Below are 26906 nucleotides of genomic sequence, written 5' to 3'. Positions count from 1 at the left end.
ATGTATAACAAATGTAAGGTTTTCGGCGACGTTTTACGACTTTAAACCGCCCTCCAATCGCCAAAAAACACCCTCCAAGCGCCCGCTATAGGTTACTAACGGCCCTCAACATCTCGCGTTTTCCTGGTGCCCCCGGTGCCTTCTCAACTTTTAAACCCAAAGCTTTTATTGTCCGTTTTAGGTTGCCGGTTATGGCATAGGTCACAAACACTCCGCCGGGCTTCAAAAATTTAAGGGTGTGGGTAATGGCCTCTTCGCTCCACATTTCGGGCTGGTGTATGGCGGCAAAAGCATCAAAGTATATCACATCATATTTTATGGCAGAGGCAAAATCTTCAAGTGGTGTAACCGCAACCTGCAACTGCACCCGGCTGTTGAGCTGTGTGGGTGATAATAATGCTTTCCGGTAGTTTTGAAGCAAGCTTTGCCATATCGGAGCAGCCACATATTGGTCATACCCTGTTTGGGCGAGCATTGCATCTGTTAACGGGTATGCCTCAATGCCTGTGTAAATAAGGTTAATGTCCTGTTGAGTGCAAAGATCAGCCGTTAGGAGGAAGTTTAGACCGGTACCGAAGCCTACTTCCAGGATAGATACATTGTTATTGTCTGTGCCACTATGCTCCAAAAAATACTCAAGCCCCGAGTGTACAAACACATGCCGGCTCTCTTGCAGCGCCCCATGGCGCGAGTGGTAATTTTCGCCAACCAACGCGTTGTATATGGTGTTTGAACCATCGGATGTGGTAACAATTTGTAAGTGCGGGGCGGGTTGATCTGTGTCCATATATTAAAACAAACCTACAGGTTAAAATCCTAAAACCTAAGTTCTAAATTCTAAAATATACTTTGCATGCCTTAAAATAAGGAGTCGTCAGAGATAAGGATTTAAGATTAGAATTTAGAGTTTAGAATTTGCTACAGAAAGAGGTTAGGAAGCCAGAGCAATTAACCGAATCTCCGGCCTCCAAAAACCAACCTTTTAATTATGCCGTCATGGCCAGCAAACGGTTTAGTTTGTTGCAATAATCGGGCAGGCTAATATGGCCTTTATCATAATCCGCAACCAGTTCATCCAGTTGTTTTTCAACCATAGTGCGGTCTATCTTTTCGTCGCTGCAAGCCATTTTTAAAGTGTGGATCTTCTGCCGGGCCGATTTTCGCATCAACATAGGTTCTACATCTTTAGCCTCTATCATCACCTTGTTGAATTTTTTCCTGTTTGCCTTGTCAAATTTTAGTATCAGGTACACAATAGCAGAACCGGCTACCATAAAGTAGAAAAAGTTGACTGTTGATGTTGTGAAAATTTCGTTCATATAAATTATCCTCTTCTTTATTCAATTTATAGTGACAAGTTGCCCGGTTTAATTATTACGCAGATACCGCTGCCCGGGTTGCACTTTTTTTTAAAATCGATACTAAAGAGTATAGCCAAAAGGGGTAAGATTTTAAAAAAAGTTATTGATGTGCATAAAAATGAGGTGTAAACATTATCAGCAGGTTATGTTTTCCATGACAATCCGCCTACCTTTGCGCCATGTTATCCGGTTACTTTAAAATTATTTTACAATACGCTATTCTTTTTATACTGATGCTGGCCGCTTTACCGGCACTATCACAAACTGCCCAATCTTTTAAGTTTAAAACCATCGTTATTGATCCAGGCCATGGCGGTAAAGATCCCGGCGCGCATGGAGCATATTCTAACGAAAAAACCATAGCCCTGAGCATAGGCAAAAAACTAAAAGTGGCTATTAATAACGAGATAAGCGGTGTGGATGTGATCATGACACGCAGTACCGATAAGTTTATTGAGTTGCACAAACGCGCTGAAATTGCTAATGATAATAAGGCCAACCTGTTTATATCCATCCATTGCAACTCATCGCCGGGCCGGGTTGGAAAGGGCAGGGGGGTGCTGCTTTTGGTATACGGTTATCATCGCAAAGGCGAGCAACTGGAAGCCCTGCGCGAGAATGCCTCTATTTTTATTGAGAAGGATTATAAGAAAAAATATAACGGCTATGGTGAAGACGCTGCTGTAAACGAAATTGTGCTGGCAGCTTTCCAACAGCGGTATCGTAAACAAAGCATCCATTTTGGCAACCTGTTGAATGAGCAGTTTAAAGAAAAAGATGGCCGTAAAAGCCTGGGCGTGCGCGAGCAGGGCGTACTGGTGCTGCAGCAAAGCGGTATGCCGGGTCTGCTCATAGAAACGGGTTTTATCAATAACCCAGCTGACGAGAAATACCTCAATTCATCCGAAGGGCAAAATGATATTGTACGGTCTATTATTATAGCCATAAAAAAATACAAGGAAGGACTTGAATAAATTGGCTGCTGTTTTTTACGGCTGATATAATTACAGGTACAAAATTTGCGCGTATATTTAAATATACCTAAATATACCGCCATGAAACCTATTGTTAAAACATCCCGCAGAGATTTTATACGCACCGGTTCAATAGCCGCAGGTGCGCTGATGCTTGGCCCTGCCTTGTCGCAATTGGCTTTGGCCAAACCGGGCAAGCGCCTTGGGGTTGCATTGGTTGGTTTGGGCAGCTACGCCGGCGGGCAACTGGCGCCTGCATTGCAGCATACCAAAAACTGCTATTTGGCAGGCATTGTTACAGGTACGCCCGCTAAGGCTACCACCTGGGCTAAAAAGTATAACATTGCCTCAAAAAACATATACAACTACCAAAACTTTGATGAGATAGCCGGCAACCCCGATATAGATATTGTGTACGTGGTGCTGCCGGTATCGATGCATAAGGAGTATACCATCCGTGCCGCGCGGGCAGGCAAGCACGTTATTTGCGAAAAGCCAATGGCGCTAAACGCTGCTGAGTGCCGCGACATGATAGCCGCCTGTAAAAAGGCTAACCGACTGCTATCCATTGGTTACCGCCTGCATTTTGAGCCGCATACGCAAGAGGTTATGCGCCTTGGGCAGAAACAGGTTTTTGGCAAAGTAACCCAAATTGATACCGGTAACGGTTTTACCTACAACGGCGACCCCAACGCATGGCGCTTAAAAAAGGCCATGGCAGGCGGTGGCGGTTTAATGGATATGGGTATTTACGCCATACAGGGCAGCCGATATACTTTGGGACAAGAACCAATAGCTGTTAAAGCCCGGCAGGAGAAAACCCGGCCGCAACTGTTTAAAGATGTGGACGAAACCGTTTTTTGGGAGCTGAAGTTCCCGGGCGGGCAAAAGGTTACCGGTAAAAGCAGTTACAACCACGATTGGAGCTACCTGCGCGCCCGGGCCGAAAAAGGCACTTTTGAATTGCAGCCCGCCTATGGTTATGACGGGTTGGATGGTAAAATAAACGGAAAGCCCATGCAGATCCCCAACATTATACAACAGGCTGCGCAAATGGATGATTTTGCCACCTGTGTTACCCTTAAAAAACAAAGCCGTGTGCCCGGCGGGGAAGGGTTGAAGGATATGAAAGTGGTTGACGCCATTTACCGGAGTTTGGATAGTGGTAAGTGGGAGAATATTTAATTTTACTCGATACGCTATTTTTTCTACCGCGTCATCGCGAAGTTTCTCCCCCCGCGTAGTTGCGAGGTACGAAGCAATCTCCCGATAGTAAGGTCGATAGTTAGTACTTCGTTAGGAATGGGTTGTGAGTGTACGCCAAGCCTGTGGATGTTACTTTCTTTTCTCTCAAAAGAAAGTAACCAAAGAAAAGTCGCGGCTTGGTAACGCACTTGGAAAGGGAGTGCTTTAGCAGGTGCGGTGCTGCCGTGCGTTACGCTATGCCGCATTTGGCGGTGCCGTTGGGCTGGTACTTGCACTCAGTTGGCTAAAAGCCAAGGTTAATTAGATATGCATGGTGCCGAACGCGGGTAAAGGCCTGACAGAAAAGCGGGCCAAAAGGTAAAGGCCTGTGCGGGGAAGCTTTTTTCTGTCTTGATCTTTGCTTCTTTCTATCAAGAGAAAGAAGTAGCCTCCGCGGCAATGAGCGGCGAATGATTATAGTGGTTTACTTAGTATGAGAGATGCTGATTCGTTGGCCAACGTACAAGATAATTGTATAGTTTATTACCTATCCTAAGGAGATTGCTTCGTACCTCGCAAAGACGCGCGGGGAAGAAGCAGAAAGAAAAATCCTCCCCATCATAAAAATCCGCTCAATCCCGGTTATATTTACCACACCAATACCATCCAGTCCCATGCACCTAAAACGACTCTTATTAATGGCCCTGATACCCCAACTATTATCAGTGTTTAGCTTTGCGCAAAAAACACCTTATGGCAAAAACGAGGCCGTAGGTAAGTATTATAATGTAAACGGAATAAAGCTGTATGTTGAAGAGTACGGCCACGGCGAACCGCTACTGATGATACATGGCAATGGCGGCGATATGAGCGCCTTTAGTGAAAATGTACCATACTTCTCAAAAAAGTACCGGGTGATACTGGTGGATAGCCGCTCGCAGGGTAAATCGGTTGATACTAACCACGCCATTACTTTTGAGCAGATGGCAGATGATTTTGCGGCCCTGCTAAATGCCATGCATATACCCAAAGCTTACGTGCTGGGTTGGAGCGATGGCGGCATTAACGCCATATTAATGGCTATCCGGCATCCCGGCAAGGTACTCAAGTTTGCATCAACCGGGGCTAATATAACACCCGATGCGTCCAGCTATGCCGACCCGACCGGGTGGCCAAACTCAAAAAAATATTACGAGCAGAATAAGAATAAACAATGGCGCACCGCAGCCGAAAAGAACGCCTGGAAAATGTTTATGCTTGACTGGGAGCAACCTAATATTAAACTAACCGACCTGCATAAAATTAAATGCCCGGCATACATCATAGCCGGCGAGCATGATGTTATTGCCGATAAACATACCCGCCTTATACAGGCAAATATACCCGGCAGTAAGCTGTGGATAGTAAAAGGATCGGGCCACGGCACGCTGATAGAAAAGGCTGCAGAATTTAATAAACGGGTAGACGCTTTTTTTGAAACGAAATAACTAATTTGTCATTGATTTTTCAAAAAAGATGTTTAAACATCTTTTTGTTTACAACATATCAAACCTTTATTTACCTTTGGATCATACAAAAAATATTAAACTGAAATAAGCACACATGAAAAAAATCTTAACCTTAGCTGCAGCAGCATTATTTATGCAAACGGCTGTATTTGCACAAAGCACCTGGAAAGCTGATAAAGCACACTCACATGTAAAATTTACCATCACTCACTTAGCAGTGTCTGACGTTGATGGTACCTTTAAAGATTTTGATGCATCAATTGTTGCTGCAAAGCCTGATTTTAGCGACGCTAAATACACTTTTACAGCTAACACAGCATCAGTTAATACCGATAACGATAACCGCGATGGCCACTTAAAGTCGGCAGACTTTTTTGATGTTGCTAAATTCCCAACCTTAACTTTTGAAAGCACAAGCGTTAAAGCGGCAGGTACAAACAAATATAAAGTAACAGGTAACTTAACTTTACATGGTGTTACCAAACCGGTTACATTAGATGTTGTTTACCGTGGTACTATCACCAACCCAATGACCAAAGGCCCTGATGCCGGTTTTAAGATTAGCGGCACCATCAAACGTTCTGATTTTGGCTTTGGCAGCAAATATGGCGCGCCAATGTTAAGCGACGAAGTTGAACTTAATGCCAGCGGCGAATTCCTGAAACAATAATAGTTTTTCAAATATATAAATGCAGAGAAAGCGGCCCTTGTGATTGGGGCCGCTTTTTTATTTATAGGCTAAGCCGTTTAAACGTAAGGGTTTTGCCAATAAACTTAAAGTGCCAGTAGCCTTTTACTTTTAACGCCCCCTCTTTATCTATGTAAGCGGATGAATTCCATAGGCGGCCATGTTTAGCATCGTATATCATGCCATTTTCCCAGCTGTTGGTTTGCTGGTTGTAGGTAAGCTGCTCCAGTACGTTCATACCTAAAAGCTTGCGGCTGCGCAGGGCAGGGTTGGGGTTCTTCTCGTCTGTCCAGTAATTAAGCTCTTTGCTGTCGTCGTGGTCATCAAACCAAACAATTTTGGCTTTATATTCGGCCCCTTCTTTATAAACCTGCACAATCAGTTTGTCATCATCAAGTTTCCATTTACCGCAAACTTTCTCGGCCGCTGCCGCAGATGTTGCAACAGTTGTATGGTAATTGGTACTACCAATCAGCATCAAAGCCACAAAACCACACATAAACTGATTTGCCATACCAATGTCATTTAATAATACAATATAGACAATTGTAATGCCAGATCTGCAAGTTTTTTTTGGGGTAAAAATAAAATGATTTTACAGTACCCGCTTAAAAGTCATGGTTTTACCAAATAGCTTCATTTTCCAATAGCCTTTTACTTTAAGCAGGCCGCCTTTATCCTGGTAAGCTGCTGCGCTCCAGTATTTTCCGCTTTGCACTTCGTAGATCTTGCCGCCCTCCCACGTGTCTGATTTTGGGCTGTATACCAGGTTTTCCACCACATCAAGTCCGAGTACTTTACGGGTACGCAGGGATGGGTCGGGGTTTTTAACGTCAGTAATGGTTTCCATAGGTTTGGCTTTGCTAACACCGCCGGTAAACCATATTATTTTTGCTTTAAATGTGTTTTTGTAAGGATACACTTCTACCACCAGGTTTTTCTCGGTTGATGCCCATTTGCCGCAAATGCGGTTAGCTTTAGTGCCGGCGTCATCATCAGGCGGGCCGGCTTTAACGGTAGTAAAAAAACAAAGTACGATCAGTAAAAAAGTATATAAATAACGCATAGGGGGAATAGGATAATACTGCTTTAGCCACAGCTAAAAACATTAACGCATAAATACGTAATTGTTTGTGATAAGTATAAAAATGTTTTACGTATAGTGAAAACGTAATAGTTAATTCCTTAGCCCTAAAAGTAGCATCTGCCCAGTACTTTTATATATTTGAGATGTAAACCAATACACACCTCTCATCTGTATGAAAAAACTGCCACTGCTGCTGCCTTTGCTTGGGCTTGCTTTATCTGCATCCGCGCAGCAAAAAAATATATACCATAAGGGCTGGGTCGATTTTAACAAGAACGGCCGCATGGATGTTTTTGAAGACCCCTCTCAAACTATCGACAAACGCATTGCCGATCTGCTGAGCCAGATGACCGTTGAGGAAAAAACCTGCCAGATGGCTACCCTTTACGGCTATAAACGCGTGTTGAAAGACGAAATGCCCGTACCCAACTGGAAGAACGAGGTCTGGAAGGATGGCATTGCCAATATAGATGAAGAGCTGAATAACCTTACCTCGCATACCGATGATGCGCCCACCCAATATTCATACCCTTTCAGCAAGCATGCATCGGCCATTAATACCATCCAAAAATGGTTTGTGGAAGAAACCCGTATGGGCATCCCTGTTGATTTTACCAACGAAGGCATCCACGGCTTAAACCACGACCGCGCCACCCCGCTGCCGGCCCCCATAGGCATTGGTAGTACCTGGGATAAACAACTGGTGCGCCAGGCAGGGCAAACCGTTGGCCGCGAAGCAAAAGCCCTGGGCTATACCAATGTTTACGCCCCGATACTCGACCCCGCCCGCGACCAGCGCTGGGGCCGTGTGGTTGAATGCTACGGCGAAAACCCTTTCCACATTGCCGAAATGGGCAAGCAGATGGTGTTGGGCATCCAGGAGGAGGGTGTGGCATCAACCCTGAAACATTATGCCGTGTACAGCGTGCCCAAAGGCGGCCGCGATGGTAGCGCCCGCACCGACCCGCATGTGGCCCCGCGTGAGATGCACCAGGTTTACTTGTACCCGTTTCGCAGGGTGATACAGGAAGCGCACCCCATGGGTGTAATGAGCAGCTATAATGATTATGATGGCGTGCCCATCACCGGCAGTTATTATTTCCTCACCGAGCTGCTTCGCCAAAAGTTCGGTTTCCAGGGGTACGTGGTATCTGACAGCGAAGCGGTGGAGTTTTTATACTCCAAACATAAGGTAGCTGCGGATTACAAAGAGGCCGTACGCCAGGCAGTAGAGGCCGGGCTGAACGTGCGTACTAACTTTACCATGCCACAAACCTTTATACTGCCCCTGCGCGAGCTGATCAAAGAGAACCGTATTTCGATGAAAGTGATTGATTCGCGCGTGGCGGACGTGTTAAGGGTTAAGTTCCGACTGGGTTTGTTTGATAGCCCGTACGTAAAAGACCCCAAAGCGGCTGATAAACTGGTACACACCGCTGCCGATGAGCAAATGAGCCTTAAAATGAACCGCGAGGCCATGGTGCTTTTAAAGAACGAGAACAACCTGCTGCCACTTGATAAAGGCAAGTACAAAAACATATTGGTAACCGGCCCGCTGGCAGTTGAGAGTAATTACAGCGTAAGCAGGTACGGCCCATCGCACAACCCAATTACATCCGTGTTTGATGGCATAAAAAAATACGTTGGCGCAGCCGGTAAAGTAAACTATTTAAAAGGCTGCGACATGGTAGATGCCACCTGGCCCGAAAGCGAAATTATTGAAACCCCGCTAACCACGGCCGAACAGGCCGGTATAGATTCGGCAGTGGCGCAGGCCAAATTATCGGATGTGGTTATAGCCGTTGTAGGCGAGGATGCCGACCGGGTGGGCGAGAGCCTTTCCCGTACAGGATTAAACCTCCCTGGCCGCCAGTTAAGACTGATACAGGCCTTACAGGCAACCGGCAAACCCGTGGTTATGGTGATGATAAACGGACAGCCGCTCACCATCAACTGGGAGAATAAATACGTGCCGGCCATATTAGAGGCTTGGTTCCCAAGCACACAAAGCGGGCAGGTAATTGCCGAAACCCTTTTTGGCGATAATAATCCCGGCGGTAAATTGCCCATCACGTTCCCGAAAACAACCGGGCAAATAGAGTTTAACTTTCCGTTTAAGCCAAATTCGCAGGCCGGGCAGGGTGGGCAGAATAGTTGGGGGCATACCAGTGTTAACGGTGCGCTGTATCCGTTTGGCTATGGTTTAAGCTATACTAAATTTGAGTATAGTAACCTGCAGGTATCGCCCGAAAAAGGGCAATCGCAGGGCGACGTGACCGTTACAGTTGATGTAACCAATACAGGCCAGCGCCAGGGCGACGACGTGGTGCAGCTTTATTTAAAAGACGATGTAAGCAGTGTAACCACTTATGAATACGACCTGCGCGGCTTTGAGCGTGTAAACCTTAAGCCCGGCGAAAAGAAAACCGTTACCTTTACCCTGCACCCCGACGACCTGGCCTTGCTTGATAAAAACATGAACTGGACCGTTGAACCCGGCACCTTCCAAATTTGGATAGGCAGCTCATCGCAGGATATTAAATTGAAAAAAGGGTTTACGATAGAGTAATAAAACAACTATGAAAAGTTTATTCAATATGGATGACTGGATATTGGATAACAAGATTCCGGTTAAAAATACACTCGCTGATATTTCAATAAGCCTGATCTACCCGGATTATCAACAGTTTTTGCAATTAAAACCAAAAGAGCGGGTGCGGAAAATTGATGAATATTTGAAAGCTAATTTAGATAAACTCATCAGTTTTAAATTATTTGATAATTATACCACAATAGGTACAAAGCGTCGTCCCACAAGCGTCAAAACAAAAGTTATGCTGCATGTATTAAGCAAGCTATCTGAGCTGGATTTTATCAATGTCAGGATAGATGCAATAGATGGTGCAACTCCTGTTGAAAAGAACATAGCGCCAGTTGCGGGATTTTTTTGTGTGCGAATGACCATAGCCATAGAAATTGAAAATTTAAAAACCAAGAAGCAGGATATAGAACAGCGCTTCGTAATGCTAAAAGCAGAATCGTTTGAAGACGCATATGCTAAAATTGAAAGGAATAAAGACGATTATGCTACACCTTATCTGAATCCGGATGGGCGTTTGGTAAGGTGGCGCGTTGAAAGCTTTGACGATTGTTTTGATATTGGTACAATCGAGCTTGCAGATTTTAATAATCCGGAGGGTATTGAAGTTTATTCAAAATTGAAAACCCGAAAGAGAAAATCTTATTGGGATGGTAAGTAATATGTGTTATTTTACGGTCTAATAAAAAACATGTCACCAAAACGCTTCGATTGGATCCCATCAGGGTATAATGATGATAACATCACCATCCGCCCGGCTACTTTAGCCGATATGGATACCCTGCTGCAATTTGAGCAGGGTGTTATTGCTGCCGAGCGGCCCTTCGACCCGACGCTGAAGGATGAGCATATCAATTACTATAACCTGCCCGAGCTGATCACCGCACCGCATTGCCACCTGGTAGTTGCCGAACTTGCCGGCGAATTGATTGGCAGCGGCTACGCCCGTATCGAAACATCAAAAGTTTACCTGAAACACCCGCAATACGCTTATTTGGGCTTTATGTATGTATTGCCGCAGCACCGCGGTAAAGGGGTAAATAAAATGGTAATATCCGCCCTGCAGCATTGGGCCGTTAGCCAGGGTATGACCGAACTTCGCCTGGAGGTTTATTACCAAAATGCGCCTGCCATTAAAGCTTACGAGAAGGTGGGTTTTATAAGCCACATGATTGCCATGCGTAAAGGGTTATAGGCGCAGCCTATTGGTTTCCTGTCTTTAAATCAATGCTTTATTATAGTTGCTGTAACGTTCCGGTTTAAAAAGCCGGTTGTTTTTGCTTTAGTGATGGTGTAATCAATTTAAATTTTAAAAAGTTTTTCAACTTATTGTAGTTTACCGCATTATTTATAATTTTATAGCAGAAATTTAGTCCTAACTATTTAAAGGCACATCAAATACCTAATGGAAATAAAAAGCAATGGTGTAAAAGGCGGTTGGTTAAAAAATATGATCATAAAAAGGTTGTATTTTGATAAAGCCATGTCGTGCGCGGGGTTAAGCCAGCTTTTTGATAAGAGCATCCCATCAATAGCAAAAGCGATAAACGAACTGATAAAAGAAGGTTTTGTGATTGAGCAGGGGTACGCCCCATCCAGCGGTGGCCGCAGGCCATTGATGTATGCCATTAATACCAACGCCATGTTTATCCTGGCGGTTGCTATGGATCAGCTCTCGGCCCGCATCCAACTGATTGATCTGAACAATAACCCTGTCGCTGAAATGGCCACTGTTGAGTTAAAGCTTCATAATAATGAAGATGCGCTCCCGCAATTGATCAGCCATTTGAACAACTACGTGGAAGAAAGCGGTATCGCTAAAAAGAAAATAGCCGGTATTGGCATTGGTATGCCGGGTTTTATCAACGCGGTTGAAGGAATTAACTATACCTACCTTGATGCCGGCGGCGAAAGCCTGAGCAAGTATATTGCTAAAGAAACGGGTATTACCACCTATATAGATAACGACTCCAGCCTGATAGCCCTTGCCGAGCAAAAGTTTGGTATTGCCCGTGCTGCGCAGGAAGTAATGGTAATAAACCTGGGCTGGGGTATAGGCCTCGGCATGATCATAGATGGTAAGATATTCCGCGGATACAACGGTTTCGCGGGCGAATTAAGCCATATCCCATTGTCAGACAATGGAGCGCTTTGCGTATGCGGCAAACGCGGCTGTTTAGAGGCCGAAGCATCAATGCTGGTGGTAGCCGAAAAGGCCGAAGAGGGTATAAAAAACGGTAGGGTAACCAGCCTTAAACCACATAACGGGCAATCAAAATTAATGGGCGAAGATTTGATGGAAGCCGCAAACCAGGGCGACCAGTTTGCCATTGAGCTGCTTACCGATGCGGGTTATAAAATTGGCAAGGCGCTGGCCATCCTTATCCACATCATGAACCCTGCAAACATTGTATTGAGCGGCCGGGGGGCTAAAGTTGGTAAAATACTAATGGCCCCTATACAACAGGCACTGCATAAATATTGTATCCCGCGCCTGTCATCAGGTACCGAATTATTGATCTCATCGCTTGGGTTTGACGCCGAATTGATTGGTGCAGCTGTATTGGTGATGGAAAACTTTGATAAGGAAGAACGTGCAGTAAAATAGAGATTGGTGAGTGGTGAGTGGTTGTATTAGTCTCAGGTTAACCCGTCATCATATAATATATGAAAGTATTACTTTTGGGCGCAACCGGCCGTACCGGTAAGTTAATACTACAGCAGCTTATCCAACGTGGGCATACTGTACATGTGTTGGTGAGGGATAGGAGCAAAGTTCAAATAATTTCCCTTTCGCTTACCATTTTTGAAGGCTCAACTTTGAATGCCGATGTGCTTAGTGCTTCGATGGCAGGATGCGAAGCTATTATCAGCGCCCTTAATATTTCCCGTAATAGTGATTTTCCATGGTCGGCACTACGTACACCGGTTGATTTTCTGTCGGCAACGATGAAAAATATTATCCCGCTTGCTGCTAAACACCAAATCAAACGAATTATCATTATATCGGCCTGGGGAGTTAACGAAAGCAAAAAAGAACTGCCCGTTTGGTTTAGGTGGATAATTGATCACAGTAATATTTCACCGGCTTATAAAGACCACGAGTTGCAGGAACAAATGCTTGCAGCCACAGACCTTCACTGGACATCTATACGACCTGTAGGGCTTACAAATTTTAGTTTAAAACCGGTTAAAACAAGCTTAAATAACTTTCCCAGGCCCTCGTTGCTCATCAGCCGGAAAAGTGTTGCTGCATTTGCTGTAGATGTGTTGGAACAAGCCGGATTTATAGGATTGGCGCCCACGATATTTAATTAAAAAAGTAACCCACATTAGCTGGCGCATGCGTGCCTTGTGTGATTATTTAAATAAGCCGGGCATAGGGCAGTGCGATTCCGTCCCGGTGGGAGGGTGCAGGGAGGGGTTTGATAAAGCGATTTATTGTTCGATAACCCCTCCCTGCCACAACACCAGCCACCACACCCCTCCCAAGGGAGGGAATTAGAAAAATCCATCCCCACAAAAAAACTCCCATGCGCCACACACCGGCACATAGGAGTTCCATCATCCTGCTTAAAATAGCTTAGTTACTTACCTGGTTGGTATGGTATTTTATCACCTCGTGCTCTTGTAGCCAGTCGGCAATATAGCCGGCAACTTCCTGCCAGCCTTCCTGCCCGCAAATCCAGTGGCCGCGGTTGGTAAATTCTTTATAGTCGGATATGCTTACTTCGTCGGTATAAGCCCCGGCATTGCTTTTACAAAGTTCGGCAGGTATTATCTCATCCTCTTCGCCGCCAATAAACAATAGGGGCGAGTGTGGCATTTCGGTATCAATTTTGCCATCGTCGCCCATGCAATCGCGTAGTACGTTACGGCTATCGTGCGTAGCGGTTTCGTCAAATGCTGCTTTGGTATCTTCCATGCTCATCGTATTGCAAAAAGATTCATGGAAACTCTCCAGATCGGTATAAAAAGGTTCGTTTCCTTTAAAAGGGTTAGAGATAAGCGCGCTATTTTTCATAAAACCCCAGTCGAAAGCCAGCATGGCATTTGGCGCTACCGAGTTAATAGCAACCCCCAGGTCGGCAAGGCCTTTGGCAACCATCAGCTGCACAATTAAACCGCCAACCGAATGGCCTATTAATATAGGTGGGGTATCCTGCACACGTATCAGGGCTTCTATATTATCAATAATAGCATTCAGGTGCAAATCGCCCAGCCCTTCGGGTGGGTAGTCACGCAGGTCCTGCGGTTCGCCTTCGTGTTTTGGCCAGGCCGGGGCAATGCAATTATAACCCCTGTCGGTAAAAAAGGCTACCCAGTTATCCCAGCTTTTGGGGTTTTGGAACATGCCATGAATAAAGATGATAGTTTTCATAAAGTAGTTTAGTTTGTGCTAAACCACCCAAAAACATACCAAAAGTTTAATTTTTTGCGAATAAGGAAATAAATTGACACTCCTTTAGGTTGATTGAGCTGATTATTAAATAGTTAAGCTATCTCCTATCTTGTATATTTCGTGAAATTTTATACCAGCCTTCTCAAAATGCCGGCTATAGTTTTTGTAGCGCTGTTCAATAAAAAAGTCTTTCGCGTAACCATCATGTACAGGAAGGATCTGTTTTGGCCTAACCCTATCGGCAAAACCGGCAATACGCAATTCATTGGCAAAAGGGGCCATGGTTACCATTATCAGCAATTCAATACCAGTGTATTCGGTAAGCCGGGTCTCCATGGAATCCACGGGGTGCAGTATCTTGTCGTTTATTAAAAAGCCGGTCATTTGCGGGATGGGGGTGTCCAGCAAAGGCTCGTGTTGTACCGGGAAGGCGGCCAGCTTAAACGGCCCCATGTTATAGGTGCCCTGCTCAATCAGGCTATAGGTTAAACCTTCTTTGGCAATGGTCTCGCCAACCTGGGTGTTGGTATAAACCGTGGCTTTACTCAGTTCAACTATCTTTTTTAGGTTTTCGATGTCCAGGTGGTCCGGGTGGATATGGGTGATGATAATGCTATCCACATCTGCAAACATTTGCGGTGTTACCCGCCCTTCGGCAAAGCTGAATTTGCCGGGGTCGAACAAAAGCTTATACCCGTCTTGCTCAAAAACAAGGCACGAGTGCAGGTATTTGGTGATTTTCATAAAGCGATAGTTTGTACCTGGTAAACTTACCGTTTATAAAAAAAGTTTTCCTTAAAGCAGTTGTTTTAATTCGTCAAAGTTGTTGATGGTGGCAACCTGCCCGCTCTCCACCTGCCCAAAGCCGTATGCTGCAAAAATAAATGGTACGCCCGCTTTGGTCGCCGAGTCGTAATCGCCGGTGGTATCGCCTACATAAACGGGGTTTTGAAGCTTATGGTCGTTCACAATATCGCGGATGTTATCGGCCTTAGGGTTGCCTTTTGTGCCGTAACATTGGTGTGCCAGAAAATGCGGGTGCATATCGTGTAGGTCTAAAAATAGTTCGATATAGCCGCTTTGGCAGTTGCTTACAATGTAAAGCCTGTAGTTTTTGCCCAGGTAAGTAAGTGTATCAGCAAGGTTAGGGTATAGGGTACCACCTTGCTTGTGCAGTATATCCAGTTCGGCAACCGAGCATAACTGCTGTACTTCGGCGCGTTGTTCGGTGCTTAAAGATGGGAACAGCTTTTCGAAGATCTTATCGTAGGTCATCCCGGTGATAGAGCGCACGCGTTCGCGGGTCATTACCTCATGGCTCATGTAGGGCGCTTTATCAAGCGCGGTTTGCCAGGCTTTGGTAATGGTTTCGGTGCTGTCCCAAAGGGTGCCGTCAAGGTCAAATATTATACTGTCGAATTTATCTTTTAAGCTATCCATTGCTGCGTTTTGTGCCGCAAAAGTAGCAGTTTATTTTAAGTCGGGAAGCCCGAAAGATAGTAAAGCCTGAAAGTAGAGAAATATACACGTCCTTCCTTTCGTACTTTACCCTCTTGCCCACTTTAGGGCTTTTATAATTAATAGCCCGGAAAACGGCCAAAAGAAAATAAGATGGTTAATGCCGGTATGGCGAGTAAAATAAATACGCGGGCCTGCTCTACTTTGTCAGAATCACCTTTAACAATTACGTGGTTAATATCGGTTATGATGGTGTTGATGAAGTTTTTCATGGTAAACATATTAATTGTGATTTATTGCTTATGTGACCATGCAGAATTTGAAAGGTTTAATGAATGGTAATTGTAAAACAGATGTTACGGATTATTGGCATCTCGATTTTACTCACCCGGTCATTGCTTCGCTCGACCACCCTCTCTTCGCTGCGCGCAAAAAGGGCTTTTATTTTTTTCTCACCCTATTTGCGAAGCAGAGAGGGCCGACCAGCGTAGCGTAGTCGCGGTGAGTAAACTATGTGTTTGCAAGGTTTAGCGCTGATGTGGTGAGTATAAGTCTTCGACAAGCTCAGACTGACAATAAAATACTACTCATTTTCATATAACACCGTATTGTGGATGTTCCAGTCCTCAATATCAATTAAACCGGGTTTGGTTTGATAATGGCTGTCGTCAGTGGGGCATTTTACTACATAGCCATCGTCATTAACAAGGGCAATAATAGGGCGGGCACCGCACTGTTTGCAGGGCTTACAATAAATGGATTTGGGTATAGTTACATAGCCCTTCATACATAATATATACGCAGATTTACTCCCGCTGGTTGTAGGTTTAAAAGAAAAAAGTTTGCCCTAAGGCAGTCAATTTGATATTCAGAAAATTACCTGGCGTCGTTTATTTCTATCCAGTAACCGTCAGGGTCCTGTATGTATACCTGCGATACGCCATCTACACGGTGCTCTACCTGCCCGGTAACCCCTTTCCAGTTACTGTAAGGGATCTTTTTTTGGTTAAGCAGGGTAATGAAATTGGTAATTGAAGGAACACTAAAACAAATATGATCGCCAATAAGCTTTTGAGCCGGCGAGCAGTCGCCCTGTATAACGTGCATAGCAATATTGGGAGCTATATTATACCAGGTATGCACTGTATCTTTAAAAGGATTGGGGATTATCTTTAAATTTAAAACAGAAGTGTAAAAGTCGTTGCTTTTTTTAAGGTTTTTTGAGCAAAGCGCTACGTGATTAAAAACAGCTTTATCGGCAGTTTGTGCATTGCTTACCAGTGGAATGCCTAATAACAGCAAAGCCGCTATTTTAAATGCCCGGTTTGTGATGTTTGATACTTTTAGAAGGTTTAACATTTGTTGGGTTGTTAATGATGTGTTAAATATACATGTTGCTAAATATTAAAGTAATTATTTAGCATATTTAATTTTACAGATACGAATATAGTTTTGGCCATCATACTATTTTGTAATCCAGCAATTAACCCTATGGATAATATAGATAAACGGCCTGCCGTTAATGCCGGTTAGCATTATCTCCCCCCCCCTTTGTAACGAATTAGTGATACTGACCTATGTAGATTAAACTTTGCAATATGGCTGTAGTTTAACTTATACAAACAATAATTAAGTATTAAAAACATAAAGTTATGAAAAAGGAAATAGTGAGGCTGTTAGCGTTATTAGTATTTGGCGCGGCAGTATTAACAGGGTGCTCAATAGAAAACAGGGGACACAGAGGAGGCAGATATAACTATGACCGCCATCACTACGATCGGCATGACGACAGAGGCCATGATTCTCATTACTATAACAATCGTTAATTAACCTATAAAATTTATTTATAAATACCAAAACCCATGAAGATTATAAAAGTATTAGCCGTAGCTGTAGTTGCCATGTTTGCCTTTGAAGGCGCAAAAGCACAGGTAGTAGTAAGCGCTCATATAGGTACACCACCGCCAACCCGCACAGTTGTGGTTGAAAGGCCGGTTGACCGCGTAATTGTGGTAGACAGGCACCGCCATCACCGCCCGCATTATCGCCGTACAGTTGTGGTAAGCAGGCCGGGCTACTACCGCGAACATCGCAGGCGGGTAGTGGTTAGGCATTACTAAGCAGTAAATAAATAAAAAGCCCTCCCGGTTTACGGGAGGGCTTTTTTATGCTACCTGGTAACCAGTACCCAATCTATATAATACTTTGCGTTCCCGGCTTTTATTTTATCTACAGATGCCTGCGACAAGCCGTAATAGGGCTTGTCTACTTTGTTTACCGAATGCGGGAAGCCGCCCCCTAAAGCAAAATTCAATATCAGGAATTTAGGCGTATCAAATGCCCATTTACCGTATTTTCCGGTCATGGCGCGGGTTACGGTGTAGGTTACTTTGCCATCTACCTTAAAAATTAAGCGGTTTCTTGTCCAGTCAACACTGTAAACGTGCCACTGGCTTGCATCAGTTCCCTTGGGGAAATTTGCACGATAAACAAGCGGTGTATTGCCAAAATAGCCCGGCCCGTGCAAGGCGTTGCTGGTCCAGCTGGTGTTGCCAACGGTTTCCATAATATCAATTTCGCCGCTGGCGGGCCAATTGCCTTTGCCCAATGCCCAAAATGCAGGCCAGAAACCATCGCCGCCGGTTACCTTTACCCTTGCAGCTGCACTGCCGTAGGTAAACATCACTTTATTGCGGGTATTTACGCGCCCGCTTACAAGATCATACTTTTTGCCTTCTTTACTGGTGTGGCCGGGTTTGTAAAGTGCTTTTAATATCAACACGCCATGTTCAGTATATATAGTGGCTGCCGAATCTACATAGGCCTGCTGTTCGTCATTTACGGTTTGGCCGGTTACTTCTACATTCCATTTACTGCGGTCGAGCGTTTTGCTTTTAAAATCGTCAAAAAATACCGTATCCTTTTTGGTTTGCTGCGCAATGGCTGCAGTTGCCAAAAACAATAATAAGGCTGGCAGGGTTAATAAGCGTAATTGCATAAAAAGCTGTAATATTTAAAAGCTAAAGTAGGTAATAACCTTTAAATCTGCGGTTTTACAATCCAATTACTTTAGCTTTTATATATTGCGGCACAAAGCCCTAACAGAATGCACAGAGGTGGTTTTTTAAGATTTTTTTTGCTTTTAGCAGCGGTTAGCCTATTGATGGACTGGTACGTATTCAACGGTTTGCGCACCTTCACTGCCGACTGGCAATCGCGGCCCATGAGGCTGGCCCTTACCTGGGGCTTTTTGGTGATATCGGTAGGGGTAACCGCGGTATTTTTACTGGGCTTTGGCAGCTTTAGCACCGCAAAGGGTATGACCCCTTTCCACGAGTGGATGCTGAGCCTGTTCTTTACCTTTTTTGTAACCAAGCTTTTCTTTGTTATCGTACTTTCATTAGGCGATCTGGGACGGTTTATTTCTGGTATTGCCCATCACATATCAAACGAGCAGAAACCGGGTGAGGCATATTTCCCCGAGCGGCGTAAATTTGTAAGCGAAATAGCTATCCTGGTGGCGGCCTTTCCGTTCACTTCGTTCTTGTACGCCATGTTTCGTGGTAAGTACGATTATAAGGTGCACCGCCAAACCCTTTATTATGATGAGTTACCCGAGGCTTTCGATGGTTTTACCATTACACAGCTTTCTGATATCCACTCCGGTAGTTTTGATAATGTAAAGGCTATGCAGCGGGGGATAGATCTGGCTAAATCTCAGAAATCGGATCTGTTTGTGTTTACCGGCGATCTGGTTAACAACGCCGCGTGGGAGATCGAGCAATACATCGATCGTTTTGGGCAGATAAAAGCGCCATACGGGCAGTTCTCTATATTAGGCAATCATGATTATGGCGATTACATTCAATGGGATAGCGAACAGCAAAAACGTGATAACCTGGCTAAGCTAAAAAAGCACCACGCCGAACTTGGCTATCGTTTATTGCTTGATGAGAATGTAGTAATTGAAAAAGACGGACAAAAGATAGCACTGGTAGGCGTAGAGAACTGGGGCGAAGGTTTTGTGCAAAAAGGCGACCTTGACCGCGCCCTGAAGGGGGCCGACCTGAACGCTTTTAAAGTGCTGCTCTCCCATGATCCTACACACTGGGAAAAGAAGGTACGCTATCACCCGGTTGATGTGCATTTAACCTTATCAGGCCATACACATGGCGCGCAGTTTGGTATTGAAGCAGCCGGTTTAAAATGGAGCCCGGTTAAATACCGCTACCTGGATTGGGCCGGCCTTGTTAACGAAAAGAACCGTTACCTGTATGTAAACCGCGGTTTTGGCTTCCTGGCGTTCTCGGGGCGTTTAGGCATCTGGCCGGAAATTACGGTGATAACGTTGAAGAAGAGGCGCTCTGCTTAGTTTTTAAACTCGTCATTGCTACGAGGTACGAAGCAATCTCTTTAGGATATTTCCCCACACTGCCATCGAACGAGTGTATGTGGAGAAATCTTGTTTAACTGAGAGGCGGTGAACTTTGCATAATGAACAAGATTTCTCACTATCGTTCGAAATGACAACTTAACCTATGCCTTTCGCAATGGCGGGTGGAGAATTTTACAGCATTATGTTGTAAAAACCCGTCATTTTTTTACTTTTGCAGCGTTAAGTAATACCGCTATTTTCTCGTAGTGTAACGGTAGCACACCAGACTCTGACTCTGTTAGTAGTGGTTCGAATCCATTCGGGAAAACAAAAAAGGGCAAATGATCACAAAATCATTTGCCCTTTTGCATTCAATATGATAGGGTTTAGAAAATATAATCCGTACTCAGGAAGTTTGAATCGTGCCCTCTTACAATATCATTAAACAACTGCTTATTGGTGTCGTTCATCTTAGCAGCTACAAGCGAGCGGAGCGAGAATGAACGTAAGGCATCTGATACTGAAAGCGTTCCTTCTGCGCTGTCCTTACGGCCGGTGAACGGGAACACGTCAGGCCCGCGCTGCGACTGGCTGTTAATGTTTACACGGCTCACCAGGTTCACAAACGGGTCAATCAGCGCTGCTATCTCTTTACCATCATTACTGAATATACTCACCTGCATCCCATGCGGCGAATCTATCTGGTATTGTATCGGCTCTTCTATCGATTCGAACGGGATAACCGGTATTACGGGGCCAAATTGCTCTTCCAGGTAAAGTTTCATATCCCTGGTAACCGGGTAAACAACAGCCGGGAACACAAATGACTCGGCCGAGGTGCCGCCATTTTCATTGATTACCTGTGCGCCATGCGCAATGGCATCATCAAGGCAATCTTTCAGGTAGGCAGGCTTGCCGGGTTCGGCAACCGGGGTAATGTTTACACCGCTTACCCATGGCATACCCAGTTTTAGTTTGCCAACGGCTTCGCTCAGCATTTGTAAAAACTTTTCAGCTACATCTTTATGTACATGAACTATTTTTAGTGCTGTGCAGCGTTGCCCATTATAGGATAGGGCGCCCAGCATGATCTCGGATACGGCCAGTTTAAGGTCGGCGTTTTTGGTAACGATGGCAGCATTCTTGGCATCCAAACTTAAAACAGCACGCAGGCGGTTTATTTTAGGATGGCGTTTTTTCAGATCGTTAGCCACCTTGCTCGATCCGATAAAGGCCAGTACATTGATGCGCCCGGTAGCCATCAATCCCGGGGTAACAGTAGCACCACGGCCATAAACGGTGTTAACCACCCCCGCCGGGAACGATTCTTTAAACGCCTTTAGCAACGGATAATGAACAAGCGTGCCATGCTTAGGCGGTTTAAATAAAATAGTGTTCCCCATAATAATAGCAGGGATAAGCGTGGTGTAGGTTTCGTTAAGCGGGTAGTTGAAAGGCCCCATGCAAAGTACAACGCCAAGCGGCGCCCTGCGGGTTTGGGCAATTACACCCTCGGCAATTTCAAAGCGCGATGAACGCCTGTCGAGCTCTTTGAGGGCATCAATGGTGAGGTTAATATACTCAACCGTACGGTCAAACTCCTTGGTAGAGTCGGCGTGTGATTTACCGATCTCCCACATAATCAGGTTGATCACGAGGTCGCGTTGCTCAATCATTTTGTATACAAAGTTCTGCATACATTTTATGCGGCCCTCAATGCTCATGGTTGGCCATTCGCCGCGGCCGTTATCATAGGCTTTTTCTGCGGCTGCAAGCGCTTCCATGGCTTCTTTTTCGGTAGCCAGCGGGTAACTGCCCATTAGTTTGCGCTGCAGGCCTTTGGCACCGGGCAGGCAAACGGGCGAGTAAACCTCGCTCACTTCGCCATCCCATTTTACCATTTCGCCATTGCTCAGGTATTCGCGCTGGTGCAGTTCGGCTATCCGGAAGGGTTCAGGAATCTCGCTTTCGGCCACAAACAAGGCCTTTAATTGTTCTTCAAAGTTCATGCGATGTAGTGTAAATGTTAAACATAGGCCAAGTGTTGCCCCGGCAGCAATTATGCTACAATTTAACAGTAAAATAATTAATTGCCATTGGTGGGGTTAAAATATTGTGTTTTTGCCGGTGATGGGTTTTCATCGGTTTATTATTTTTCTAATGATCTTTTTATACCCAATTCAAGCCCGCGCAGTTCGGCAAGGCCGCGCAGGCGGCCAATGGCCGAGTAGCCCGGGTTGGTTTTTTTATGCAGATCATCCAGCATTTTATGTCCATGATCCGGCCGGAAAGGCATGCTGAGATCTTTGCGGCCTGCGGCTGTTCTTCTTTGCTGTTCTTCTAATAATGCCTTCATTACCGCATACATATCCACATCACCGGCAAGATGGTCTGCTTCATGAAAATTGCCATGCTCGTCGCGTTTGGTGCTGCGCAGGTGGATGAAATGGATGCGATGGCCAAGGCGCTGCACCATACCGGGCAGGTCGTTACTTGCAATCACCCCGAAAGAGCCGGTACAAAAGGTAAGGCCGTTATTGGGGCTATCAATAGCATTATAAATATCATTAATATCCTGCTCGTTACTTACCACGCGTGGCAGGCCAAGGATAGGGTAGGGTGGGTCGTCCGGATGGATACACATCAATACACCGGCTTTCTCTGCAGCCGGGACCACCTCTTGCAGGAAATGGGTAAGGTTTGCTTTAAGTGTTTGTGCATCAATATCACCGTAAGAAGCCAGCATCTGCAGGAACTGATCTGTGGTGTAACCATCTTCGGCACCCGGTAAACCGGCTATAATGTTTTTTACAAGATGTTTCCGTTCTGCCTCAGTTAAGGTATCGTAATAGGCTTTGGCCTTTGTTTTAACCTTATCGGTATAATCTTTCTCAGCGCCGGGGCGGTTCAAAATATATAGGTCAAAGGCGGCGAAGGCGGCGGTATCAAACCTTAAAGCGGTAGAACCATCCGGCAGGGGGTAATCCAGGTCGGTGCGTGTCCAGTCGAGTATCGGCATAAAGTTATAACAAACTATACCAATACCGCATTGGCCTATATTTAGTAAACTTTGACGGTAATTTGCAAGATACTGCTCGTAATTACCGCTGCGTTTTTTAATATCCTCGTGTACGGGTACGCTTTCGATCACCGACCATTTCAGGCCGGCATCTTCAATAAGTTTTTTTCTTTTCAGGATCTCGTCCACCGGCCAAACTTCGCCGTTGGGGATATGGTGCAGGGCGGTAACAATACCGGTTGCGCCTGCCTGCCGGGCATCTGCCAAAGTAACCGGGTCATTAGGGCCGTACCAGCGCCATGTTTGTTCTAAGCTCATGTAAGGGTGATTTTTATCGCCTAAGTTATAAAGTTTATTGTTTGGTATCGATAGTAAAACCCACCGTAGGGCATCATAGCACTAATTTTTTAAAGTACCCGCCACGTTGATAACCGGCTTTTTATCGGCCAGGCGTTTTTGGCGCAGCAGGGCTTCCAAATAGTAATAATCGGCATAAATAATAGGAACATCAATTTCGCTGTTGGCCGGTTTGTGGCCGGTGCTGTGCAGCAGTAAGAAACCGCGTGCGCTATCGGGCAGTGGCTGGTAATGGTTGGCCAGGCTGTTTAGTATCTTATCTGCAGTGGTTGTATAAGCTTTGCCGTTTTTACTGTAGGTGCTTAATTCATATAAAGCCGATGCTGCAATTGCCGCGGCCGATGCATCACGGGGCTGGTTACCCAGTTTAGCGGCATCATAATCCCAGTAGGGCACCAGGTCGGCAGGCATTTGCGGGTTGCCGAAAATGTATTTGGCAATTTTTTCGGCCTGATCCAGGTACACCTTATCATGCGTTTCGCGGTAGCACATGGTGTAGCCATAAAGGCCCCATGCCTGCCCACGCGCCCATGCCGAACTATCCGCGAAACCCTGGGCTGTTTTTTTATCTAAAACCTGCCCGGTTTGCTGGTCGTAGTTTAGCACATGGTACGAGCTGTTATCGGCCCTGAAATGGTTTTTGAGCGTAGTGTTTGCGTGCGTTACCGCCACTTTGTAAAAACTGGAATCGCCGCTTAGCCGGGTTGCTTCAAACAACAGCTCCAGGTTCATCATGTTATCAATAATAACCGGGAACTGCCATTGCTTTACATGGTCCCATGATTTGATGCAGCCAATGGTAGGGTTAAAGCGCGTTATCAAAGATCTGGCTGCCTGTATGATACTCTCCTTGTATTTTTGCTTGTGTGTTAGGCGGTAAGCATTGCCCACGCTGTTATAAACCATAAAACCTAAATCGTGCGTGCCCCCGTTTGTTTTTTCAAATTCCATTATGGCGGTGTAGGGCTCAGATTGCTCCTTCCAAAATTTATCGCCGGTGTACTCATACAAAAACCAAAGGTTGCCTGCAAAGAACCCGCTGCACCAGTCGTTTGGCGATACGATTAACAGATTACCCTTCCCATCCAATGTACGCGGGGAAAGTAATTCGGGTTTGTTTAACTGTTTTTTGGCTTTCTCAGTTTCGGTAAGCAGCAGCCTGGTTTGGCGTTCGGCAAATTTGAAGGCTTTAGGCGCGATGTTTTGCGCGTATGCACTTAGCGTAAATGCGTTCAATAATAAAACGGGGAGTATGTTTTTAATCCTCATAGATTCGTTTTTAAGAAATGCTGTTTAATTAACTACTTTAATTTTTATCACCAGTTTTTTAACCACCTCATAACCGGCTAATTTAATGTTTGGGCGATGCACATCCTGCGGAAAAAATAAAAAGAAGGTGCCCGGCCCGGCAATGTAAGAAGCGCCTTCGGCAGTGTAGGCTGCACCGTCTTTAGCTTCATCATAAGGTTTGGTAACAGTTGCCTTATCTATATTAACCACTTCTATGCGCTCCCTGCCTTTTATTACATATTGCAGGTCGATGTATTTGCGGTGCGATTCCCAGCCGGCTTTATCCGGCTCTTTTGATGGCGCTTCGGTTATACTGGCGTAGGCGTTGTCGCCATCTATAGGGTGCTTGCCGGGGCTCAGGGTATCCAAATTGGGTTGTTTTAAAAACAGGAATACCTTATCCCAAACCACTTTGTTAGCATCATATTGTTTGTGAAATTCTGCCGCGTTTACTGATGGGGATACTTGCAGTTTTAAGCCATTTTTCCATTTGCCGCTTTTAAGCCAATTCTCCGCATTAGCCTGATTTATGCTGCTGTTTTGTTGTGCAATTGCGCTATTTGTTATGGTGGCAAAACTAATAATAGCTATAAGAAGCCGGTACACGGGTTTAACGCTCATGATTTTTAAATGCCTGGTTTATAAAATGTAAGATACATAAATGGGCAATACGTTGCCAATATCGGTTAATAAGACATTAATATAAATACATGCAAAATATAGATACAAAAGAAGCATATTTGAATAAAGGCAATGAAATGCGCCAAACAAGCTGATCATGGAAAAATGTACAGCGAATAAAGCATACAACCAATTATGACCGATACTAAAAAAACAAACTACCGCTGGGTGGTAGTGGTACTGCTGTTTTTTGCAACCACTATTAATTACCTGGACAGGCAGGTAATAGGCTTTTTAAAACCCGAGCTTGAAAAGCAATTTAGCTGGACAGAAACCGATTACAGCCATATTGTTATGGGGTTTTCGGCTGCTTATGCGCTTGGTTTACTTGCTTTTGGTGGCATAATAGATAAAATAGGGACTAAGTTAGGCTATACCATATCGCTCATTGTTTGGAGTATAGCGGCCATGCTGCATGCCATTGTAAAATCTACTTTTGGTTTTGTTGCGGTAAGGGCGGCGCTGGGGCTTGGCGAAGCGGGCAATTTCCCGGCGGCTATTAAAGTGGTGGCCGAGTGGTTCCCAAAAAAGGAACGTGCCCTGGCTACCGGTATATTTAATTCGGGCGCTAACATAGGGGCGGTACTTGCACCCGCTATGGTTCCGTGGATATTGGGGATTTACGGTTGGCAAATGGCTTTTATTATAACCGGTGCCATAGGTTTTGTATGGTTAATATTTTGGTGGATATTTTATGAGATCCCCGCAAAGCATAAAAAAATAAACGCTGCGGAGTTTGAGCATATCCACAGTGATATTGACGCACCGGCAACAGCCAACGCGCACGAAGAAAAAATAAAATGGGGGCAGCTTTTTGGCATCAGGCAAACCTGGGTATTTGTAGTGGGTAAATTCCTCACCGACCCCATGTGGTATTTCTTCCTTTTTTGGCTGCCTTCTTACTTTGCCAGCACCTTCAACCTCGATCTTAAAAAACCAACCTTGCCTTTAATTTTAATATACACGGCCACCACTATTGGCAGCATAGGTGGCGGGTATTTATCATCATGGTTTATAAAAAGGGGCATGCCTATATTTAAGGCACGTAAAACTGCCATGTTTATTTTCGCGCTTTGCGTGGTACCCATATTTGCGGCAAGGTATGCCACCAATATCTGGCAGGCAGTGGGTTTAATAAGTTTGGCAGCGGCTGCTCACCAGGCCTGGAGCGCAAACATCTTTACCACCGCGTCGGATATTTTCCCCAAACGTGCGGTAAGCTCTGTAGTAGGTATTGGGGGAATGGCGGGTTCTGTTGGTGGGATCGCATTCCCGTTTTTTATCGGCTGGATCTTAGACTCGGCCAAAGCAGTGGGCAATATCACCGGCGGGTATAATACCCTGTTTATTATTTGCGCCTGTGCTTACCTGCTTGCATGGCTAATAATGCACTTGTTAACCCCACGCATGAAAGTTGTTAAATTATAGGGGAATAGTAATACGTGGTTCCTTATCTTTTTAATGAAATGAGAAGAAAAATATTCATCGTTATACTCTTCGTGTATTCAATTACTACTGTAAGGATAATGGCGCAAACCGTTACGCTCGATTATTATTTTAACCACGAGGTGCATACCACTAAAGATGGCCAAAGCAAAAGGTTCCATTATATGTGGGATGATACGGATAACTCGGGCTTCTCTATCTGGGGCGGTATCTTCAAATCCCAGGGTGCTAAATTAAACAGCCTTGAGGCAGCACCAACCCCGGAAAATTTAAAACAAACCAGCGTTTATATTATTGTTGACCCCGATACAAAAAAAGAAAACCCATCTCCGAATTATATCCGGCAAATTGATGCCGATAACATTGCGCGTTGGGTAAAAGCAGGTGGTGTGATTGTATTGATGGCTAATGACAGCGCTAATGTAGAGCTGCCCCACTTTAACCTGCTTGCCGGCAAGTTTGGGCTGCACTTTAAT

The 26906-nt window shown here is 45.0% G+C and carries 27 protein-coding genes, 1 tRNA gene and 1 pseudogene; 14 read left to right on the top strand and 15 right to left on the bottom strand.

Annotated features, from left to right (window positions below; all coding sequences use genetic code 11):
- Positions 1-85: 85 nt before the first annotated feature.
- Positions 86-787, bottom strand: a complete 702-nt coding sequence (gene mnmD / locus WC615_RS06080) for a tRNA (5-methylaminomethyl-2-thiouridine)(34)-methyltransferase MnmD (RefSeq protein ID WP_372977230.1) — start codon at positions 785-787, stop codon at positions 86-88.
- A 199-nt stretch (positions 788-986) separates the two neighbouring features.
- Complete coding sequence (locus WC615_RS06075) at positions 987-1319, bottom strand: hypothetical protein (protein WP_372977229.1); 333 nt, start codon at positions 1317-1319, stop codon at positions 987-989.
- Between the two features lie 221 nt (positions 1320-1540).
- Here WC615_RS06075 and WC615_RS06070 point away from each other — a divergent pair, with 221 nt between their 5' ends.
- The 4 genes from WC615_RS06070 to WC615_RS06055 all read left to right on the top strand — a co-directional run bounded on the left by WC615_RS06070 (position 1541) and on the right by WC615_RS06055 (position 5698).
- A complete protein-coding gene (locus tag WC615_RS06070; RefSeq protein ID WP_372977228.1) occupies positions 1541-2335 on the top strand; it encodes an N-acetylmuramoyl-L-alanine amidase in 795 nt (264 codons plus the stop codon).
- Positions 2336-2416: 81 nt separating this feature from the next.
- A complete protein-coding gene (locus tag WC615_RS06065; protein WP_372977227.1) occupies positions 2417-3520 on the top strand; it encodes a Gfo/Idh/MocA family oxidoreductase in 1104 nt (367 codons plus the stop codon).
- Between the two features lie 698 nt (positions 3521-4218).
- On the top strand, positions 4219-5007 hold the full coding sequence (locus WC615_RS06060; protein WP_372977226.1) for an alpha/beta fold hydrolase: 789 nt from the start codon (positions 4219-4221) through the stop codon (positions 5005-5007).
- Positions 5008-5122: 115 nt separating this feature from the next.
- Positions 5123-5698: a YceI family protein gene (locus WC615_RS06055; protein ID WP_372977225.1), complete on the top strand. Its 576-nt coding sequence runs from the start codon at positions 5123-5125 to the stop codon at positions 5696-5698.
- 61 nt (positions 5699-5759) lie between these two features.
- On the opposite strand, the gene WC615_RS06050 is transcribed toward WC615_RS06055, so the two are convergent.
- Both WC615_RS06050 and WC615_RS06045 read right to left on the bottom strand, forming a co-directional pair.
- Positions 5760-6230, bottom strand: coding sequence for a DUF2147 domain-containing protein (locus WC615_RS06050; protein ID WP_372977224.1), 471 nt, complete (start codon positions 6228-6230; stop codon positions 5760-5762).
- An 81-nt stretch (positions 6231-6311) separates the two neighbouring features.
- Positions 6312-6782 (bottom strand): DUF2147 domain-containing protein, encoded by a 471-nt coding sequence (locus WC615_RS06045; RefSeq protein WP_372977223.1) that lies wholly within the window; start codon positions 6780-6782, stop codon positions 6312-6314.
- A gap of 193 nt (positions 6783-6975) precedes the next feature.
- Between WC615_RS06045 and WC615_RS06040 the strand changes: the two genes are divergently transcribed.
- The 5 genes from WC615_RS06040 to WC615_RS06020 all read left to right on the top strand — a co-directional run bounded on the left by WC615_RS06040 (position 6976) and on the right by WC615_RS06020 (position 12720).
- Positions 6976-9372 (top strand): glycoside hydrolase family 3 N-terminal domain-containing protein, encoded by a 2397-nt coding sequence (locus WC615_RS06040; protein ID WP_372977222.1) that lies wholly within the window; start codon positions 6976-6978, stop codon positions 9370-9372.
- A 10-nt stretch (positions 9373-9382) separates the two neighbouring features.
- Positions 9383-10063, top strand: coding sequence for a DUF4288 domain-containing protein (locus WC615_RS06035; protein WP_372977221.1), 681 nt, complete (start codon positions 9383-9385; stop codon positions 10061-10063).
- Positions 10064-10093: 30 nt separating this feature from the next.
- Positions 10094-10597: a GNAT family N-acetyltransferase gene (locus tag WC615_RS06030; RefSeq protein ID WP_372977220.1), complete on the top strand. Its 504-nt coding sequence runs from the start codon at positions 10094-10096 to the stop codon at positions 10595-10597.
- A 210-nt stretch (positions 10598-10807) separates the two neighbouring features.
- The gene (locus WC615_RS06025) at positions 10808-12010 is read left to right on the top strand and encodes an ROK family protein (protein ID WP_372977219.1); all 1203 of its coding nucleotides are present in this window, start codon (positions 10808-10810) and stop codon (positions 12008-12010) included.
- 59 nt (positions 12011-12069) lie between these two features.
- A complete protein-coding gene (locus WC615_RS06020) occupies positions 12070-12720 on the top strand; it encodes an NAD(P)-dependent oxidoreductase (protein ID WP_372977218.1) in 651 nt (216 codons plus the stop codon).
- Between the two features lie 265 nt (positions 12721-12985).
- On the opposite strand, the gene WC615_RS06015 is transcribed toward WC615_RS06020, so the two are convergent.
- From WC615_RS06015 to WC615_RS05990, 6 genes are all read right to left on the bottom strand, one after another.
- The gene (locus WC615_RS06015) at positions 12986-13783 is read right to left on the bottom strand and encodes an alpha/beta hydrolase (protein ID WP_372977217.1); all 798 of its coding nucleotides are present in this window, start codon (positions 13781-13783) and stop codon (positions 12986-12988) included.
- A 105-nt stretch (positions 13784-13888) separates the two neighbouring features.
- Entirely contained in the window at positions 13889-14548 is a 660-nt protein-coding gene (locus WC615_RS06010) for an MBL fold metallo-hydrolase (RefSeq protein WP_372977216.1), read from the bottom strand.
- A gap of 51 nt (positions 14549-14599) precedes the next feature.
- Positions 14600-15244, bottom strand: a complete 645-nt coding sequence (locus WC615_RS06005; protein WP_372977215.1) for an HAD family hydrolase — start codon at positions 15242-15244, stop codon at positions 14600-14602.
- Between the two features lie 137 nt (positions 15245-15381).
- The gene (locus WC615_RS06000; protein WP_372977214.1) at positions 15382-15534 is read right to left on the bottom strand and encodes a hypothetical protein; all 153 of its coding nucleotides are present in this window, start codon (positions 15532-15534) and stop codon (positions 15382-15384) included.
- A 311-nt stretch (positions 15535-15845) separates the two neighbouring features.
- A complete protein-coding gene (locus tag WC615_RS05995) occupies positions 15846-16049 on the bottom strand; it encodes a hypothetical protein (RefSeq protein WP_372977213.1) in 204 nt (67 codons plus the stop codon).
- 89 nt (positions 16050-16138) lie between these two features.
- Positions 16139-16621 (bottom strand): VOC family protein, encoded by a 483-nt coding sequence (locus tag WC615_RS05990; protein WP_372977212.1) that lies wholly within the window; start codon positions 16619-16621, stop codon positions 16139-16141.
- Between the two features lie 503 nt (positions 16622-17124).
- On the opposite strand from WC615_RS05990, the gene WC615_RS05985 reads away from it, so the two are divergent.
- Positions 17125-17382 (top strand): hypothetical protein, encoded by a 258-nt coding sequence (locus tag WC615_RS05985; protein ID WP_372977211.1) that lies wholly within the window; start codon positions 17125-17127, stop codon positions 17380-17382.
- 50 nt (positions 17383-17432) lie between these two features.
- Here the strand turns inward: WC615_RS05985 and WC615_RS05980 are convergent, their stop codons facing one another.
- Positions 17433-18260: a family 16 glycosylhydrolase gene (locus tag WC615_RS05980; protein WP_372977210.1), complete on the bottom strand. Its 828-nt coding sequence runs from the start codon at positions 18258-18260 to the stop codon at positions 17433-17435.
- A 165-nt stretch (positions 18261-18425) separates the two neighbouring features.
- Here WC615_RS05980 and WC615_RS05975 point away from each other — a divergent pair, with 165 nt between their 5' ends.
- On the top strand, positions 18426-19634 hold the full coding sequence (locus WC615_RS05975) for a metallophosphoesterase (RefSeq protein WP_372977209.1): 1209 nt from the start codon (positions 18426-18428) through the stop codon (positions 19632-19634).
- A 260-nt stretch (positions 19635-19894) separates the two neighbouring features.
- Positions 19895-19965: transfer RNA gene (locus WC615_RS05970), tRNA-Gln, on the top strand.
- Between the two features lie 58 nt (positions 19966-20023).
- On the opposite strand, the gene WC615_RS05965 is transcribed toward WC615_RS05970, so the two are convergent.
- From WC615_RS05965 to WC615_RS05950, 4 genes are all read right to left on the bottom strand, one after another.
- The gene (locus tag WC615_RS05965) at positions 20024-21646 is read right to left on the bottom strand and encodes an NADP-dependent glyceraldehyde-3-phosphate dehydrogenase (RefSeq protein WP_372977208.1); all 1623 of its coding nucleotides are present in this window, start codon (positions 21644-21646) and stop codon (positions 20024-20026) included.
- A gap of 140 nt (positions 21647-21786) precedes the next feature.
- Complete coding sequence (gene uxuA / locus WC615_RS05960; protein WP_372977207.1) at positions 21787-22974, bottom strand: mannonate dehydratase; 1188 nt, start codon at positions 22972-22974, stop codon at positions 21787-21789.
- An 81-nt stretch (positions 22975-23055) separates the two neighbouring features.
- Positions 23056-24282 carry a glycoside hydrolase family 88 protein gene (locus WC615_RS05955; protein ID WP_372977206.1) on the bottom strand — a complete coding sequence of 409 codons (1227 nt, stop codon included), beginning with the start codon at positions 24280-24282 and terminating at the stop codon, positions 23056-23058.
- Positions 24283-24306: 24 nt separating this feature from the next.
- Positions 24307-24924, bottom strand: coding sequence for a YhcH/YjgK/YiaL family protein (locus WC615_RS05950; RefSeq protein WP_372977205.1), 618 nt, complete (start codon positions 24922-24924; stop codon positions 24307-24309).
- Positions 24925-25119: 195 nt separating this feature from the next.
- On the opposite strand from WC615_RS05950, the gene WC615_RS05945 reads away from it, so the two are divergent.
- Complete coding sequence (locus WC615_RS05945; RefSeq protein WP_372977204.1) at positions 25120-26412, top strand: MFS transporter; 1293 nt, start codon at positions 25120-25122, stop codon at positions 26410-26412.
- Positions 26413-26450: 38 nt separating this feature from the next.
- A pseudogene (locus tag WC615_RS05940) lies at positions 26451-26906 on the top strand (hypothetical protein); the annotation flags it as partial.

Source organism: Mucilaginibacter sp. (genome assembly GCF_041663085.1).
In the GTDB taxonomy this organism is placed as follows: domain Bacteria; phylum Bacteroidota; class Bacteroidia; order Sphingobacteriales; family Sphingobacteriaceae; genus Mucilaginibacter.
Note: the sequence above shows the minus strand (reverse complement) of the source record. Positions and strands in the feature narration are given on the sequence as shown.